General features: G+C 72.7%; 14 protein-coding genes. 7 read left to right on the forward strand and 7 right to left on the reverse strand.

The window, feature by feature from the left end:
- From ADL03_RS08175 to ADL03_RS08190, 4 genes are all read left to right on the forward strand, one after another.
- Complete coding sequence (locus ADL03_RS08175; protein WP_082372977.1) at positions 1 to 1062, forward strand: M20 family metallopeptidase; 1062 nt, start codon at positions 1 to 3, stop codon at positions 1060 to 1062.
- Entirely contained in the window at positions 1059 to 1892 is an 834-nt protein-coding gene (locus ADL03_RS08180) for a hypothetical protein (RefSeq protein ID WP_053732750.1), read from the forward strand. Before ADL03_RS08175 ends, ADL03_RS08180 begins: the two co-directional genes overlap by 4 nt.
- Entirely contained in the window at positions 1889 to 2986 is a 1098-nt protein-coding gene (gene menC, locus ADL03_RS08185; protein ID WP_053732751.1) for an o-succinylbenzoate synthase, read from the forward strand. Before ADL03_RS08180 ends, menC begins: the two co-directional genes overlap by 4 nt.
- Before the next feature lie 73 nt (positions 2987 to 3059).
- Positions 3060 to 4661 (forward strand): CdaR family transcriptional regulator, encoded by a 1602-nt coding sequence (locus ADL03_RS08190; RefSeq protein ID WP_053732752.1) that lies wholly within the window; start codon positions 3060 to 3062, stop codon positions 4659 to 4661.
- A 40-nt stretch (positions 4662 to 4701) separates the two neighbouring features.
- On the opposite strand, the gene ADL03_RS08195 is transcribed toward ADL03_RS08190, so the two are convergent.
- Entirely contained in the window at positions 4702 to 5388 is a 687-nt protein-coding gene (locus tag ADL03_RS08195; protein WP_053732753.1) for a metallophosphoesterase, read from the reverse strand.
- Between the two features lie 123 nt (positions 5389 to 5511).
- Here ADL03_RS08195 and ADL03_RS08200 point away from each other — a divergent pair, with 123 nt between their 5' ends.
- Positions 5512 to 6540: an esterase family protein gene (locus ADL03_RS08200; RefSeq protein WP_053732754.1), complete on the forward strand. Its 1029-nt coding sequence runs from the start codon at positions 5512 to 5514 to the stop codon at positions 6538 to 6540.
- A gap of 121 nt (positions 6541 to 6661) precedes the next feature.
- On the forward strand, positions 6662 to 8377 hold the full coding sequence (locus tag ADL03_RS08205) for a S8 family serine peptidase (RefSeq protein ID WP_197288198.1): 1716 nt from the start codon (positions 6662 to 6664) through the stop codon (positions 8375 to 8377).
- A gap of 34 nt (positions 8378 to 8411) precedes the next feature.
- On the opposite strand, the gene ADL03_RS08210 is transcribed toward ADL03_RS08205, so the two are convergent.
- Positions 8412 to 9257 carry a helix-turn-helix domain-containing protein gene (locus ADL03_RS08210; RefSeq protein ID WP_053732756.1) on the reverse strand — a complete coding sequence of 282 codons (846 nt, stop codon included), beginning with the start codon at positions 9255 to 9257 and terminating at the stop codon, positions 8412 to 8414.
- Between the two features lie 99 nt (positions 9258 to 9356).
- Here ADL03_RS08210 and ADL03_RS08215 point away from each other — a divergent pair, with 99 nt between their 5' ends.
- Positions 9357 to 10121: an SDR family oxidoreductase gene (locus ADL03_RS08215; RefSeq protein ID WP_053732757.1), complete on the forward strand. Its 765-nt coding sequence runs from the start codon at positions 9357 to 9359 to the stop codon at positions 10119 to 10121.
- Here the strand turns inward: ADL03_RS08215 and ADL03_RS08220 are convergent.
- The 5 genes from ADL03_RS08220 to ADL03_RS08240 all read right to left on the reverse strand — a co-directional run bounded on the left by ADL03_RS08220 (position 10118) and on the right by ADL03_RS08240 (position 15094).
- Complete coding sequence (locus ADL03_RS08220) at positions 10118 to 10633, reverse strand: hypothetical protein (protein WP_053732758.1); 516 nt, start codon at positions 10631 to 10633, stop codon at positions 10118 to 10120. The genes ADL03_RS08215 and ADL03_RS08220 overlap by 4 nt on opposite strands.
- Positions 10634 to 10681: 48 nt before the next feature.
- A complete protein-coding gene (gene lnt, locus ADL03_RS08225) occupies positions 10682 to 12172 on the reverse strand; it encodes an apolipoprotein N-acyltransferase (RefSeq protein ID WP_053732759.1) in 1491 nt (496 codons plus the stop codon).
- The gene (gene mptB / locus ADL03_RS08230; RefSeq protein WP_231641649.1) at positions 12159 to 13586 is read right to left on the reverse strand and encodes a polyprenol phosphomannose-dependent alpha 1,6 mannosyltransferase MptB; all 1428 of its coding nucleotides are present in this window, start codon (positions 13584 to 13586) and stop codon (positions 12159 to 12161) included. The genes lnt and mptB overlap by 14 nt, the downstream gene beginning before the upstream one ends.
- Positions 13587 to 13695: 109 nt before the next feature.
- A complete protein-coding gene (locus ADL03_RS08235) occupies positions 13696 to 14466 on the reverse strand; it encodes an SDR family NAD(P)-dependent oxidoreductase (RefSeq protein WP_053732760.1) in 771 nt (256 codons plus the stop codon).
- Between the two features lie 46 nt (positions 14467 to 14512).
- Positions 14513 to 15094 (reverse strand): TetR/AcrR family transcriptional regulator, encoded by a 582-nt coding sequence (locus tag ADL03_RS08240; protein ID WP_053732761.1) that lies wholly within the window; start codon positions 15092 to 15094, stop codon positions 14513 to 14515.
- Positions 15095 to 15096: the final 2 nt, after the last annotated feature.

A 15096-nucleotide genomic window follows, 5' to 3' on the forward strand; every position in this document is an offset into this window, starting at 1 on the left:
GTGCTCAAAGACATCGAACGCCTCGTCACCTGCGAGTCCCCGTCCACCGACCTCGCCGCGGTCGCGCGCAGCGCCGAGGTCACCGCCGACGTGGGCACCGCCCTGCTCGGCGCCGCCCCGGAGCGGATCGTGCTCGACGGCCGCACGCACCTGCGGTGGCGGCTGGGAGACGGGCCGCGGCGGGTGCTGCTGCTGGGCCACCACGACACGGTGTGGCCGATCGGCACCCTCGACCGGATCCCGTTCTCGGTGCGCGACGGCGTGCTGCGCGGTCCCGGCTGCTTCGACATGAAGGCCGGCGTGGTGATGATCTTCCACGCCGTGGCGGCGCTGGACTCGCCCGACGGCGTCACGGTGCTGATCACCGGCGACGAGGAGATCGGCTCGCCGTCGTCGCGCGGGCTGATCGAGACCGAGGCGCGGGAGCACCGGGCCGTGCTGGTCACCGAGGCGTCGGCCGACGGCGGCGCGCTCAAGACCGAGCGCAAGGGCACGTCCATGTACGAGGTGACGCTGCACGGCCGCGCCGCGCACGCCGGGCTCGAACCTGAACGCGGCGTGAGCGCGACCGTCGAGGCCGCGCACCAGGTCCTGGCCGTGGCCGCGCTGTCCGACGCCGCGGCGGGAACGACCGTGACGCCGACCGTGCTGTCCGCGGGCACGACGACGAACACCGTCGCCGCACAGGGCAGGTTCATGGTGGACGTGCGGGTGTGCGACCTCGCCGAGCAGACGCGGGTGGACGAGGCCATGCTGGCACTGGAACCGGTGCTCGAAGGCGCCAAGATCGAGGTGTCCGGCGGCCCCAACCGCGCGCCGCTGGAGGCCGCGATGTCCGCCGACCTGTTCGCGCTGGCGTCCCGGCTGGGCGGTCCGCTGCGGTCCGCCGCCGTGGGCGGTGCTTCCGACGGCAACTTCACCGCGGGGGTGGGCGTGCCGACGCTGGACGGTCTCGGTGCGGTCGGCGGTGGCGCACACGCCGAGAGCGAGCACGTGCTGGTGGCCGAACTGGCACCGCGCACCGCGCTGCTCTCGGCACTCGTGAGGGAGCTGACCACATGACCGAACCGCTGCTGGCCCAGGACGTGGTGGTCCGCCAGCTCACCGACCAGGCCGAGCTCGTGGCCACCGAGCGGTTGTACGCCGAGATCTGGCGGTCGAGCGGCAACACTCCCCCGGTCACCGCCGAGCTCCTGCGGGCGATGACCAAGGCGGGCAGCTACGTCGCCGGTGCGTTCGAGGGCGACGAGCTGGTCGGCGCGTGCATCGGCTTCTGCTCGCCGCCGGCGGCCGGGTCGCTGCACAGCCACATCGCCGGGGTTGCGGCCCGGATGCGCGGCCGCAACGTGGGTTACGCGCTCAAGCTCGACCAGCGGGCGTGGGCGCTGGACCGCGGGCTGAGCACCATCACCTGGACCTTCGACCCGCTGGTGCGCCGCAACGCCTACTTCAACCTGACCAAGCTCGGCGCCGACGCCGTCGAGTACCTGCCGGACTTCTACGGCGACATGCGCGACGGCATCAACGGCGGCGTCGAGAGCGACCGGCTGCTGGTGCGCTGGCGGGTCGCCGCCCCGGACGTCGCCGAGGTGTGCGCCGGGCGGCCGCGGGTCGTGGAGGCCAGGGGCGTGGTCGGGCTGGGCGTCTCCCCGGACGGCCTGCCGGTGCCGGGCAGCACCGGTGGCTCGACCGTGCTCGTCGCGGTGCCGCCGGACGTCGAGGCGCTGCGGGTGGCGAACCCGGCCGCGGCAAGGCAGTGGCGCCACGCCGTGCGGGACGTGCTCGGCGGGTTGCTCGCCGCGGGCGCCCGCGTCACCGGGTTCGACCGAGCCGGGTGGTACGTCGTCGAGAAACCGAGCAGTGAGGACCGCGCAGTGAGGATCGAGTCGTGAAACTGACCGGGGTCGAGCTCCGCTGGATCGAGATGCCGCTCAAGGGGGCGTTCCGGACGTCGTTCGGCACGCAGACCGTGCGCTCGCTCATGCTGCTGCGCGCTGTCACGGACGTGGGCGAGGGCTGGGGCGAGTGCGTCGCGATGGCCGATCCGGTGTACTCGCCGGAGTACACCGAGGGCTGCGCCGACGTGCTGCGGCGGTTCCTGGTGCCGGCGCTGGCCGGTGAGATCGACGCGGTGTCCGTCGCGCCGAGGCTCGCGAAGTTCCGCGGGCACCGGATGGCCAAGGGCGCGCTGGAGATGGCGGTGCTGGACGCCGAGCTGCGCTCGCGGGGCGTGTCGTTCGCCCGTGAGCTGGGCGCGACGCGCGACCGGGTGCCGTGCGGGGTGTCGGTCGGGATCATGAACTCGATCCCGGAGCTGCTCGACGCGGTCACCGGGTACGTGGAGGAGGGGTACGTCCGGATCAAGCTGAAGATCGAGCCCGGCTGGGACGTCGAGCCGGTGCGGGCCGTGCGCGAACGGTTCGGCGACGTGCTGCTGCAGGTCGACGCGAACACCGCCTACACGCTGGCCGACGCACGCCACCTGGCCCGGCTCGACCCGTTCGACCTGCTGCTGATCGAACAGCCGCTGGACGAGGAGGAGATCCTCGCGCACGCGGAGCTGGCGAAGGTCGTGCGCACGCCGATCTGCCTGGACGAGTCGATCACCTCCGCCCGGTCGGCGGCCGACGCGATCACGCTGGGCGCCTGCCAGATCGTGAACATCAAACCCGGCCGGGTCGGCGGGTACCTGGAGGCGCGGCGCATCCACGACGTGTGCGCGGCGCACGGGATCGCGGTGTGGTGCGGCGGCATGCTGGAGACCGGCATCGGGCGGGCGGCGAACGTGGCACTGGCGGCGATGCCGGGGTGCACGCTGCCCGGTGACACCTCGGCGTCGGACCGCTACTACGCGCTGGACGTCACCGAGCCGTTCGTGCTGGAGGACGGCCACCTGCGGGTGCCGACGGGGCCGGGCCTCGGGGTGGAGCCCATCCAGGAGGTGCTCGACGAGGTGACGGTGAAGACCGAGTGGATCTCGCTCTAGCCGGGGCACGCGCCCACCACGCGCCGTCTCCGGGGCGTTCCACTGCGGACCGTCCACGTGGCACGGTGGCGCGGTGAGCAACCGAACCGGCCTCGCCCGCGTGCTCGACGACCTGGGCACCACGCTGATCGACCTGGTCCGCGGCGACCCCGGCCGGGTGGGCGGGATCGGCGGCGTGGTGATCGACGACCCGCACGACGACCAGGTGCTGCCGCCCCGCGCGCTGGTGCTCGGCGTCGGCGTGCGGGAACCGGGGCAGATCAGCGCCCGGCTCGCCGAGCTGGGCGAACGGGGCGCGGCGGCGCTCGTCGTGCGCGGTCCGGTCGCGGTGACCGACGAGGTCACCGCGACCGCCGACCGGTCGGGGGTGGCGTTGCTGGGTCTCGCGCCCGGTGCGTCGTGGACGCAGCTGGCCGCGCTGCTGCGCTCGCTGCTGGCCGAGGGCGAGGTGTCCACCGACTCCGAGACGCTCGGCGGCATGCCGGCCGGTGACCTGTTCGCGCTGGCCAACGCCGTGGCGTCGTTGATCGGCGCGCCGGTGACGATCGAGGACCGCAGCTCGCGGGTGCTCGCGTTCTCCGGGCGGCAGGAGCAGGCGGACCCCTCGCGGGTCGAGACGATCCTCGGGCGGCAGGTACCCGCGCGGTACTCGCAGCTGCTGGAGGAACGCGGGGTGTTCCGCCGGCTCTACCGCAGCGACCAGCCGGTCTACATCGACGGGCTGCCCGACGACGAGGGCGGCTGGTGCCTGCCCAGGGTCGCCGTCGCGGTGCGCGCGGGTGACGAGGTCCTCGGCTCGATCTGGGCGGCGGTGCACGCCCCGTTACCGGCCGACCGGGCGCTGGCGTTCCGCGACGCGGCGAAGCTGGTGGCGTTGCACCTGATGCGGCAGCGGGCGGGTGCCGACGTCGAACGCCGCCTGCGCGCGGACCTGGTCAGCACCGCGGTCGAGGGCGGCGCGGGCGCGGCGGAGGCGGTGCGCCGGCTGGGGCTGACCGACCAGGAGTGCGTGGTGCTCGTCCTCGCGCTCGCCGACTCGCACGCGGACGGTCCCGCCGAGCACGCCCGGCTGCTGGCCGAACGCCAGCAGGTCGCCGACGCGTTCGCGATGCACCTGACCGCCGTGCACCCACGGGCGGCCGCGGCGCTGGTCGGGGACGTCGCGTACGCGATCCTGCCGGTCGAGTCCGAGGACCGGGCGCTGCGCATCGCCACCGACTTCCGCACCCGCATCGGTGACCGCGTGGTCGTCGGCGTCGGCCCGGTCGCGGACGGGCTGACGCTCGCCCGGTCCAAGGCGGGCGCCGACCTGGCCCTGCGGGTGCTGCGCGCCGGGCGCTCGACGCGGCCGGTCGCGCGGGTGTCCGACGTGCACAGCGAGGGCCTGCTGCTGGAGCTGGCCGACCTGATCGCCGAACGCGGCGACACCCTCACCGGACCGGTCGCCCGCCTGATCGACTACGACCGCCGGCACAACGGCAACCTGGTCGAGACGCTCAGCGCGTGGCTGGACGCGTTCGGCGACGTGGGCGCCGCCTCGGCCGCAGTCTTCGTGCACCCCAACACGTTCCGCTACCGGCTGCGGCGCCTGGCGGAGGTGGGCGAGCTCGACCTCACCGACCCGGACGCCCGGTTCGCCGCGATGCTGCAACTGCGGCTGTGGCGTCCCGTGTAGCGGCCTCAGGCCGTGGCAGCGGAGTCACGGCAACCCTGGCTCAGCACGCGTAGTGGAACGTCGTGACGACCCCGTTCGCGCCGAACTGGTGCAGCGCCATGCCCGGCGGGTGCTCGCGGTTCGCGGTCGGGTGGTCGCCGTCGAGGTTCGCGGCCGAGACGACCCCCGGTGCCACGAGCACCGGCACGCCGGCGAACGACGCCACGCACGCCGTGTGAACGTGTCCACAGAGGATCGCCGTGACCGTGCCGATCCGCTCCACGAGCTCGGCCAGCGCGTCCGCGTTCAGCAGCCGCATCGGGTCGACGTAGGTGTGGCCGATCCGCATCGGCGGCTGGTGGAACGCGAGCACCGTCCGCTGCGCACCGGCGGCCAGCCCGGCCACCCGGTCGGCCTCCTCCGGGCGCAGCACGCCGTGGTTCTCGCCCGGCACGACCACGTCGACACCCACCACCCGCAGGTCACCGGCGTCGAGCACCGGCACCGACGGGACCGCCGCGGGGACGTCGTGGTTGCCCGGCACCGCGAGCCACGGCAGGCGGCCCTCCATCACGGCGCTGAACTGCGCGTACTCGGCAGCGGTGCCGTTGTCGGCGATGTCGCCGGTGAGCACGATCGCGTCCGGCTGCCGGGTGGGCGGCAGCAGGTCGAGCACGGCGGTGAGCCGGTCCGCGCGCTCCGGCGAGCCGTCCAGGTGCGGGTCGCTGAGGTGCAGCAAGGTCGTCACCCCGGCCAGGCTAACGGTAAATCCCGATCACCCGTTCACATCTGCGGCAACACGGTCGTCGGCGGTCGTGCGGGCGTCGCGCGGTTCGCGAGCCGGCAGCAAGATCGTGGTTGACTCGACGCCATGCTTCCGTGGGAGGGCGAACTCGCCGGCCGGCTCGACCGGCACACCGTCGAATCCGAGCTGCTGCGCGGCAACCCGCTCGGCGACCCGCACCAGCGCCCGCTGTGGGTGTACGTGCCGCCGGGCTACGACTCGTCCGACGAGCGCTACCCGACCGTCTACGTGATCCAGGGCTACACCGGGCACCTGGGCATGTGGGCCAACCGGACGCCGTTCCGCCAGCCGTTCATCGAGACCGCCGACGCCGTGTTCGCGGGCGGTGCCCCCGCGTGTGTGGTGGTCTACGTCGACGCGTGGACCACGTACGGCGGCTCGCAGTTTGTTGACTCCCCCGGCACCGGCCGCTACCACTCGTACCTGTGCGACGAGATCGTGCCGTGGGTCGACGCGCACTACCGCACGATCCCGGCCGCCGCGTCCCGTGCGATCAGCGGCAAGTCCTCCGGCGGGTTCGGCGCGATGATCACCCCGATGCTGCGGCCCGACCTGTTCGGCGCGCTGGCCACGCACGCGGGCGACACGCTCTACGAGTACTGCTACCTGCCCGACTTCGCCAAGGCCGTGCGTTTCCTACGCGCCTATGACCACGACATCCGCTCGTGGTGGGCCGATTTCCAGGGTCGGCCGGCGTTCACCAAGCCCGAGGACGCCACCCTGCTGAGCACCCTCGGCGTCGCGGCCTGCTTCTCCGCCCTCGACGACGGCACGCCGGAGCTGCCGTTCGACCCGGTGACCGGCGTGCTGCGGCCCGGCGTGTGGCAGCGCTGGCTCGACTGGGACCCGGTGCGCATGGCGGCAACGCACGCCGACGCGCTGCGGTCGTTGCGCGCGGTGTGGATCGACGCGGGCCGCAGCGACGAGTACCACCTCGACCTCGGCGCGGAGGCGTTCCGCGCGGAGCTGGCCGCGGTGGGCGTGCCGGACGAGCGGATCCACTTCGAGCTGTTCGACGCGGGTCACGGCGGCATCGACTACCGCTACCCGCTCTCGCTGGCCTGGCTGGCCGACCGGCTGACACGACTTTCGTAGGGTTTCCGAAGGCCGCGCGTCCCTGACGCCGCCGTTGCTCCTCTTCTGCTCGTAACGGGCCCCTGCGCCCCGCGCACGTGCGCGGGGACAGCCCGCGAGGAGTGTTGGAGGAATAGTGTTCGTGCGCACAAGAACACGCCTGCGTGCCGTGGTCATCGCCGCGGTCGTGGGTGCCGGAGTCCTGGCGGCGGCCACCCCGGCGACGGCGGCACCCGCGGCGGGCAACCGGTCGTACCTGGTCATCACCGCGCCGGGCGACACGGCGGGCGCGAAGAGCGCCGTCGCGAGCAACAGCGGCACGGTGTGGGCCTCGTACGACGCGATCGGCGTCATCGTCGCCCACTCCGGTTCGACGGACTTCGCGAGCCGGATGCGGTCGGTGAGCGGCGTGCAGAAGGTCGGCGCCACCCGCACGTCCGACGTGCCCGCCGAGGCGGCGAACCCGGCCATCCCGACCGCTCCGGCGCAGGTCACGCCCACCGACGGCGAACCGGTGCGCACGGACATGAGCCAGATCGGCGCCGACCGCGCGTGGGCGGTCAACCAGGGCTCGCCCAACGTCACCGTCGGCGTGCTCGACACCGGCGTGGACGACCTGCACGCCGACCTCAAGGCGAACTTCGACACGGCCAACTCCGCGTCGTGCGCCTACGGCAAGCTCGACACGCGCGCAGGCTCGTGGCGCGACACCGACACGCACGGCACGCACGTCGCGGGCACGATCGCGGCGGCCAAGAACAGCAAGGGCGTGGTCGGCGTCGCGCCGGGCGTGAAGATCGCCTCCGTGCGCATCGCGGAGAAGCCCTCCGGGCTGTTCTTCGCCGAGAACACCATCTGCGCCATGGTCTTCTCCGGTGACCGCGGCTTCGAGGTGACCAACAACAGCTACTACTCCGACCCGTGGCTGTTCAACTGCCCGGACAACGCCGACCAGGACGCGATCCTGGAGGGCGTGAAGCGCGCCGTCGCGTACGCCGAGGGCAAGGGCGTGCTGAACGTGGCCGCCGCCGGCAACGAGAACTACAACCTCGCGGCCAAGACCACCGACACGACCAGCCCGAACGACTCCACGCCCGCCACCCGCACGATCAGCAACAGCTGCCTGAGCGTGCCCGGCGAGGTCTCCGGCGTCGTCAGCGTCTCGTCGATCACCTCGTCGAACACCAAGTCGTCGTTCTCCAACTTCGGCACCGACAAGGTGCACGTCGCCGCCCCCGGCGACAGCGTCTACTCGACCCTGCCCGGCGGCCGGTACGGCACGAAGTCCGGCACGTCGATGGCCTCCCCGCACGTCGCGGGCGTCGCCGCACTGCTGAAGTCGGCCAACCCGACCGCCACCCCCGCCCAGCTGCGCACCCTGCTCGCCACCCAGGCCGACGACCTGGCCTGCTCCGACAACCGGTGCAGCGGCACCACCGCGAAGAACAACTTCTTCGGTGAGGGCCGCGTCGACGCGCTGGCCGCGGTCGGCGGCGGCACCACCCCGCCCGGCCAGACCTTCGAGAACACCGCCGACGTCGCCATCCCCGACCTCGGCTCGGCCGTGACCAGCTCGATCACCGTCTCCGGCGTCACCGGCAACGCCCCCGCGACGCTGAAGGTCGGCGTCGACATCGTGCACACCTTCCGCGGCGACCTGGTGATCGACCTGATCGCCCCGGACGGCACGGCCTACCGGTTGAAGAACTCCAGCACCACCGACTCCGCCGACAACGTCGTGGAGACCTACTCGGCCGACGCGTCCAGCGAGGTCGCGAACGGCGTGTGGAAGCTGCAGGTGCGGGACACCTACCGCGGCGACACCGGCTACATCAACGCCTGGAAGCTGACCTTCTAGGCGCTGACGGGGACGGCCCGCGGGCGGGCCGTCCCTACCGCACGTCCTCGAACGTCTCGTGCCCCAGCACGCCCAGCAGCTGGATCTTGTCGAACGCCTCCGTGCGCGGCGGCGCCGTGAGCACCAGCAGCGCCTGCGACTGGTCCTCGGTGAACAGCGCCTGGCAGTCCACCTCGATCTCCCCGAGCTGTGGGTGGACGAGCACCTTGTGGTCCTCGAACCGCCTGGCCACCTCGTGCCGTTCCCACAGCTCCGCGAACTCGGCACTCTCCCGTGACAGCACTCGCACCAGTTCACCCGCACGGGACTTGGGTCCCATCGAGCCGTACGCGGCACGGAGGTTCGCCACCTGCGCGCGGCTCTGGCGGGCGCGGTCGTGCTCGGGGTAGATCAGCCGCTCGTCCGGATCGGTGAACCAGCGGTAGATCCCGCTGCGCGCCAGGCCGGTGAACTTCGACGAGTCGCCGTAGAGCGCCGCCGCGTGCCGGTTCTGCATCAGCACCTCGCTCAGGTTCGACAGGATGAGCGCGGGTGTGTCGGTCAGGCGGTCCAGCACCCGTTGCAACGCGGGCGCGACGTGGGTGCTGGTCACCGACGGCGACGGGGCGTTGCGGCCGGCCACCTGGAACAGGTAGTCGCGGGCGTCGTCGCTCAACCGCAGTGCGCGGGCCAGCGCCGCCAGCATCTGCTCGCTCGGTTGCGGGCCGCGTTGCTGTTCGAGGCGGGTGTAGTAGTCCGTGGACATCGTGGCCAGCGCGGCGACCTCCTCACGCCGCAGGCCCGCCGCCCGCCGACGGGCGCCCACGGGCAGACCGACGTCCTCGGGCCGGAGCTCTTCACGTCGGCGGCGGAGGAAGGCCGCTAGTTCCGCACGATCCATGGCTCCAGTATCGGGCCGTTCGCGCCGTGAACCAGGGACTGCCGATCCCCCGACAAGCGCTCTCTGCCGCATCCCCCGCGCACGGCAGAAGCTCTGACCATGAACATCACCGGAAACACCGTCTTCATCCCCGGCGCCACCAGCGGCATCGGCCTGGCGCTCGCCCTCGCGCTGCGGGAGCGCGGCAACACCGTGATCGTCGGTGGCCGGCGCACGGAGCTGCTGGACCAGATTGCCGCCGAGCACCCCGGCGTCGAGACCGTGCGGATCGACACGGCCGACGCCGGCAGCATCGCGGACGCGGCCAAGGACGTGCTCGCGCGTTTCCCCGAGCTGAACGTGCTGATCACCATGGCGGGCGTCATGCGCGTGGAGGACTGGCGCCGGCCCGAGACGTTCCTGGAGTCGGCGGAGACCACCGTGACGACGAACCTCCTCGGCCCGATCCGGCTCATCGCGGCGTTCGTGGAGCACCTGCGGACGCGACCGGACGCCACCATCATGACCGTGTCGTCCGGGCTCGCGTTCGCGCCGTTGAAGGTGACGCCGAGCTACAACGCCACCAAGGCGGCGATCCACATGCTCAGCGAGTCGGTGCGGCTGCAGCTGGCGGGCACCTCGGTGAAGGTCACCGAGCTGGAGCCGCCCTCGGTGCAGACGGACCTGCTGCCGGGCCAGGCCGACAACGACCACGCCATGCCGCTCGCGGACTACGTCGCCGAGGTCATGAGCATCATCGAGGCCCGGCCCGACGCGCCGGAGATCCAGGTCGAGCGGGTGAAGTTCCTGCGCTACGCCGAGGCGCGGGGTGACTACGACCAGGTCGTGGCCACCCTCAACGCCACCGACCCGCACGGGAACTAGGTGCGCAGGTACGCGATGTAGGACTCGGCCGCGGTGCGGGCGCGCTCGCGGAGTCCCTCGGGATCGGTCTTGGCAACGGCCGCGAACCCGTCACAGGACTCCGTGAGCGTGTCCGGGCCCAGCGACGCCATCGCGACGTCGGGCAGCTCGGCCTTGATGCACCTGACGGCGCGCCCGATCGCCTCCGGGTTGCAGTAGTCCTCCGGCGAGAAGCACTTCTCCACCAGCCCGTCGAGCACCGGCTTCGACCGCTCGTAGATCAGCTTCATCCCGGCGAGGTTCGCGATCGCCTGCGGGATGACGACCTCCCTCAGCTGGGTCACGTCGCGCCGGTCTGTCCCTGGTTGCAGGTGGGCTTTGCACACCGGTGTGATGAACTCGTCGCGCACGATCGAGGTCATGGTGCCCACAGCGCCGGAAAGGTTGTCGTAGCAGGCGAACGCGCTCGCCGCAGTGGGTGCCAGCACCAATGGGACCGTCGCGAACAATGCGGCCAGAGCGGTCTTCTTCATGTCGCCGTCCTTTGTGGAGTGTTCAGACGGCCGACAGGTACCCTGGTGTCAGGACGGGGTACCGGCTTCGACCGACGACGACCGCATCGTGTGATCGCCGGTCACTCCCCGTCGACGCCGACGCGTCCACAACCCCACCGCGCATGCCACGAAAGCGGCACCGGTGAACGCCACGTGCAACGCACCGCCGAACCTCGTCGCGATCGTCAGCGACGACCGCAACGGCACGGTGCCCACCATCAGGTCGTCGGTGAACATCCCCGTCGACTGCACGACACGGCCGTCCGGGAGCACCACCGCGCTCACGCCGCTGATCGCCGCGACCACGACCGCGCGGCCGTGCTCGATCGCGCGCAACCGGGCCATCGCAAGCTGCTGGTAGGTCATCTCGCCGCGGCCGTACCAGGCGTTGTTGGTCGGCACGACGAGCAGCTGGGCACCCTCGGCCGCGGACTCGCGCAGCACGTAGTCGTAGGCCACCTCGTAGCAGATGCCGATGCCGACCCTGGTGCCCGCGACCCCCAGGACGCCGGGTTCGCTGCCCGCCTTCAGGTCCTGCTGGTCGGCGAAGGGCGTGACCAGCCGGGCGAGCGGGCGCAGCGGGATGTGCTCGGCGAACGGGACGAGCTCCTGCTTGGCGTACGACTCCCCCGCGCCGGTGCCGGGCCGCCACGCGATCACCGAGTTCTCGTCGTCGCGCAACGCGCTGACCAGCACGGGCACGCCCAGGCCGTCGACCATCCGGTCGAGCACCGGGTCGCGGTCGCCGGTGCGGGTCGCGCTCTCCGGCCACACCACGAGGTCGGGCCGCGGTCCGGGCCGGGCGGCGAGCTCGGCGGTCTTGCGCAGGTGGTTGGCGCGCAGCTCGGCGCCGGCCGCGAGCAGGCCGAGACCGATGTCGGGTGCGTTGCCCTGCACGACGGCGACGGTCCGGGTGCCGTTCTGGGCGTCGACCGGCACGGTCACCACCAGCGCGGCGGCCACCGGCAGCAACGCCGCGGCCCGCCGCCACTCGCGCGGCCTGGACAGCCACGCGGCCAGCCCGAACCCGGTCACGACCACCGCGAACGTGACCAGCGGTGCGCCACCGAGCGACGCCAGCCGCCCGAACGGACCGTCGACCTGACCGAACGCCACCCGGCCCCACGGGAAGCCGTTGAACGGGATCAGCGCCCGCGCGGTCTCCTGCAGCACGAACAGCAGCGCCGCCCACACCGGTGCGCCGGGCAGCCGCGCGACCAGCGGGTACAGCGCGAACGCGGCGGAGATGAACAACGCCATCAGTGCCGACAGCACGAGCCACGGCCACGGCCCGAAGTCGTTGCCGAGGAAGTGCTGGATCCACCACAGGTGTGGTAGGAAGAACGCCAGCCCGAAGACGAACCCGAGCCGTCCGGGCCGGCCGCCCCGCAGCGTCAGCCCCAGCACGAGGAACGCCGGTACCGCCAGCCACCACAGCGTGCGCGGGGGGAAGCTCACCGCGAGGACACCGCCGGCCAGCGCCGCGGCGCCGTACCGGCCCAGGTCAGCTCCGCGCACCGGACACCCGGCGCAGGACGACGTGCCGCAGGAAGAAGAACGCGCAGGCCACGACCGCGAGCCCGGCCGCGTAGCCGAGCACCAGCTCCGGTACCCGTCCGGCGAAGTCGCCCGCGAGCGGCGGCACCAGCAACGCGAACACCGCGACCACCGCGGCGACCTGGGACCGCCACACCCCGGCGGCCGCGAGCGGCACCACCGCCCACAGCAGGTACCACGGCTGCACCACCGGGCCCAGCACCACGATCACGCCCATCATCAGCCCCAGCGCCATCACCTCGGAGACCCCGCCACGCAGCTGGCGCGCCAGCACCACCACGATCGCGCACAGGATCAGCACGAGCCCGGCGACCCGTCCCGCGGAGATCATCGCCCGACCACTCTCCGCACCGAACACCGCACCGGTCAAGAAGCCCGGCCAGTTGCTCGGCGCCAGCCAGCTCGCCACCTTCGACGGCGTCCCGAGCGCCTGCAACCAGCCGAATCCCGCCCGGCCGGCCAGTGACGTCACCACCGACACCAGCACGGCCACCGCGACCATGGCCACGCCACTGAGCGTGAACCTGGCCAGCCCACCGCCGAAGCGGCGCGCCAGTGCCGTGCCGACCACCGCCAGCGCGACCAGCGCGGGCAGTTTCACCTGGGCCCCGAGCGCGATCAGCACGATCCCGGCGGTGAACGGCCACCACCGGGCGTCGTCGAGCGCCTCCAGCGCGACCACGGTGCCCGCGAGCATCAGTCCCAGCATGAGCGCGTCGTTGTGCACGCCGCCGACGAGGTGCCACAGCACCAGCGGGTTCAGCACGCCCAGCCACAGCGCCGTGCGCGGCGACGTACCGGCCCGTGCGGCCAGCCGCGGCACCGCCCACACCACGAGCAGCAGCCCCAGCACCGCCGCGAGCCGGTACAACGCCACGCCCACGACCGGATCACCGCCGGTGACCTGGGCGATCCCGCGCTCGACCGTGCCGAACAACGGCCCGTACGGCGACGCGGTCTCCCGCCAGTACCCGCTGACGCGTGCCACGGCCTCGGCGCTCGCACCGGCGGCCGGGCTCACGACGTTCGGGTCCAGGCCGCGCGCCGCCACCTCGCCCTGCGCGAGGTAGCTGAAGACGTCGAGGCTGAACAGCGGCGGTGCCACCACCAGCGGGGCACACCACCAGGCCAGCGTCCGCCGCAGCCACGGGGCGGCCGGTTCCGCACGGCCGAGCAGTGCCCACGCCAGCACGACGAGGCCCGCGCCCGCGACCGCCGCGGCCAGCCCGGCAGCGCCTGCTCTCGCCGTGACCGCCCAGGCCCCGCCGGTGAGCAGCACCGCGCCGCCGAACCCGGTCCAGCGCAGCACCTCCGCGGCGGGAAGGGCAGTGACCGGTGAGAGCAGCCGGGGTGAACCCGCCGTTGACGTCCGCACGCACGAGACACTGCTGTGCGAGCGGATCGTCCCGCGTCACCCTGCGGTCGTGGCCGCGCGTCCTACCTGAGGATGATCTTCTTCAGACGGGAGTCGGGCAACCTGCGGCTCACGTGCCCGCGACCACGGCGACCCCGGTCCGGCCGCCGTCCACGTCGATCACCGTGCCGTGCACGAACGCCGACTCGTCCGATGCCAGGTAGACCGCCGCGGCCGCGATCGCGCCGGGGTCCCCGGCCCGACCCGCCGGGCTGCCGACCATCATCCGGTCGCTGATCCGCCGGGTCGTCTCATCCCACTCCGACGAGGCGATGACGCCCGGCGAGATCGCGTTGACGCGCACGCCCCGTGACCCGAACTCCGCCGCCCAGGCACGGGTCAGCGTCTCCACCGCGCCCTTGGTCGAGCTGTACACGGGCGCGGCGGGCACCGCGAGCCGCGCGATCCACGAGCCCAGGTTGATCACGACACCGCCGCCGGCGTCGACCATCGCGGGCAGGAGCGCCCGGGTGAGGAAGAACGGTGCCTTGACGTTGACCCCGAAGACCCGGTCGAAGGTCTCCTCGTCGGTCGCGGGCGTCGTGGCCGCCGGGTAGATGCCGGCGTTGTTCACGAGGACGTCGACCCGCCCGAGCCGGTCGGTGGCGGCCTCGGCCAGCGCGCGGCTGGCGGCGGCGCTGCCGTCGAGGGAGGCGCGCACGAAGTCGGCCCGGCCGCCGGCCGCCTCGATCTCGGCGACGACGGCGGCGCCACGGGCGTCGTCGCGGCCGGAGACGACGACGTGCGCTCCCTCCGCGGCGAAGGCGACCGCGATCGCGCGGCCGATGTTGGCGGTGGAACCGGTGACGAGGGCGGTCCTGCCCTCTAGACGAAGTGACATGGCAACGACGCTAGGCAGCGAAAATTGGACCGGCAAGTCCAGAAAATCAGGCCCTGAGGTGGTCGATCAGCGTGTCCAGGGCGGCCTCCAGGTGCCAGATCTCACCGGTGGAGCGGAGCATCTGGACACCACCCTGGATGCCCGCGACGAAAGCGCCGGCCACGCGGTCGGCGTCGAGCCCGGCGCGGACCAGACCGGCGCTCTGCATCGCGGTGATGCCGGTGCGCAGGTGGGCCTGCCACTGCTCCACCAGCGTGCCGACCACTTCGGCGGCGCCCGGTGTGGTGACCGCCTGGCTCAGCAGCGTGCCCAGCGGGCAGGACCGGCCCTGCGCGCGGTAGCGGGCGACCACCGAGTCGCGCCAGCGCTCCCAGGCCGGCCACGACGTGAGCGCGCCCAGGTGCGGCTGCTGGTCGTCGAGCACCCGTCCGGCCTCGTAACGGGCCACGGCGAGGAACAGCTCCTCCTTCCCGCCGGGGAAGTAGTGGAAGAGCTGCCCCTTGCTGGTGCCGGTGATCGCCCGGATGTCGTCGAGCGTCGCACCGGCCGGGTCGTCGCCCCGCAGGTGCTCGGCCGCGCCCTCGATGATGCGCTGCCGGGTCGCCCGCCCCTTCGCCGTGAGCTTCACAG

Source organism: Nocardia sp. NRRL S-836, from assembly GCF_001279525.1.
Classification (GTDB): Bacteria; Actinomycetota; Actinomycetes; order Mycobacteriales; family Pseudonocardiaceae; genus Lentzea.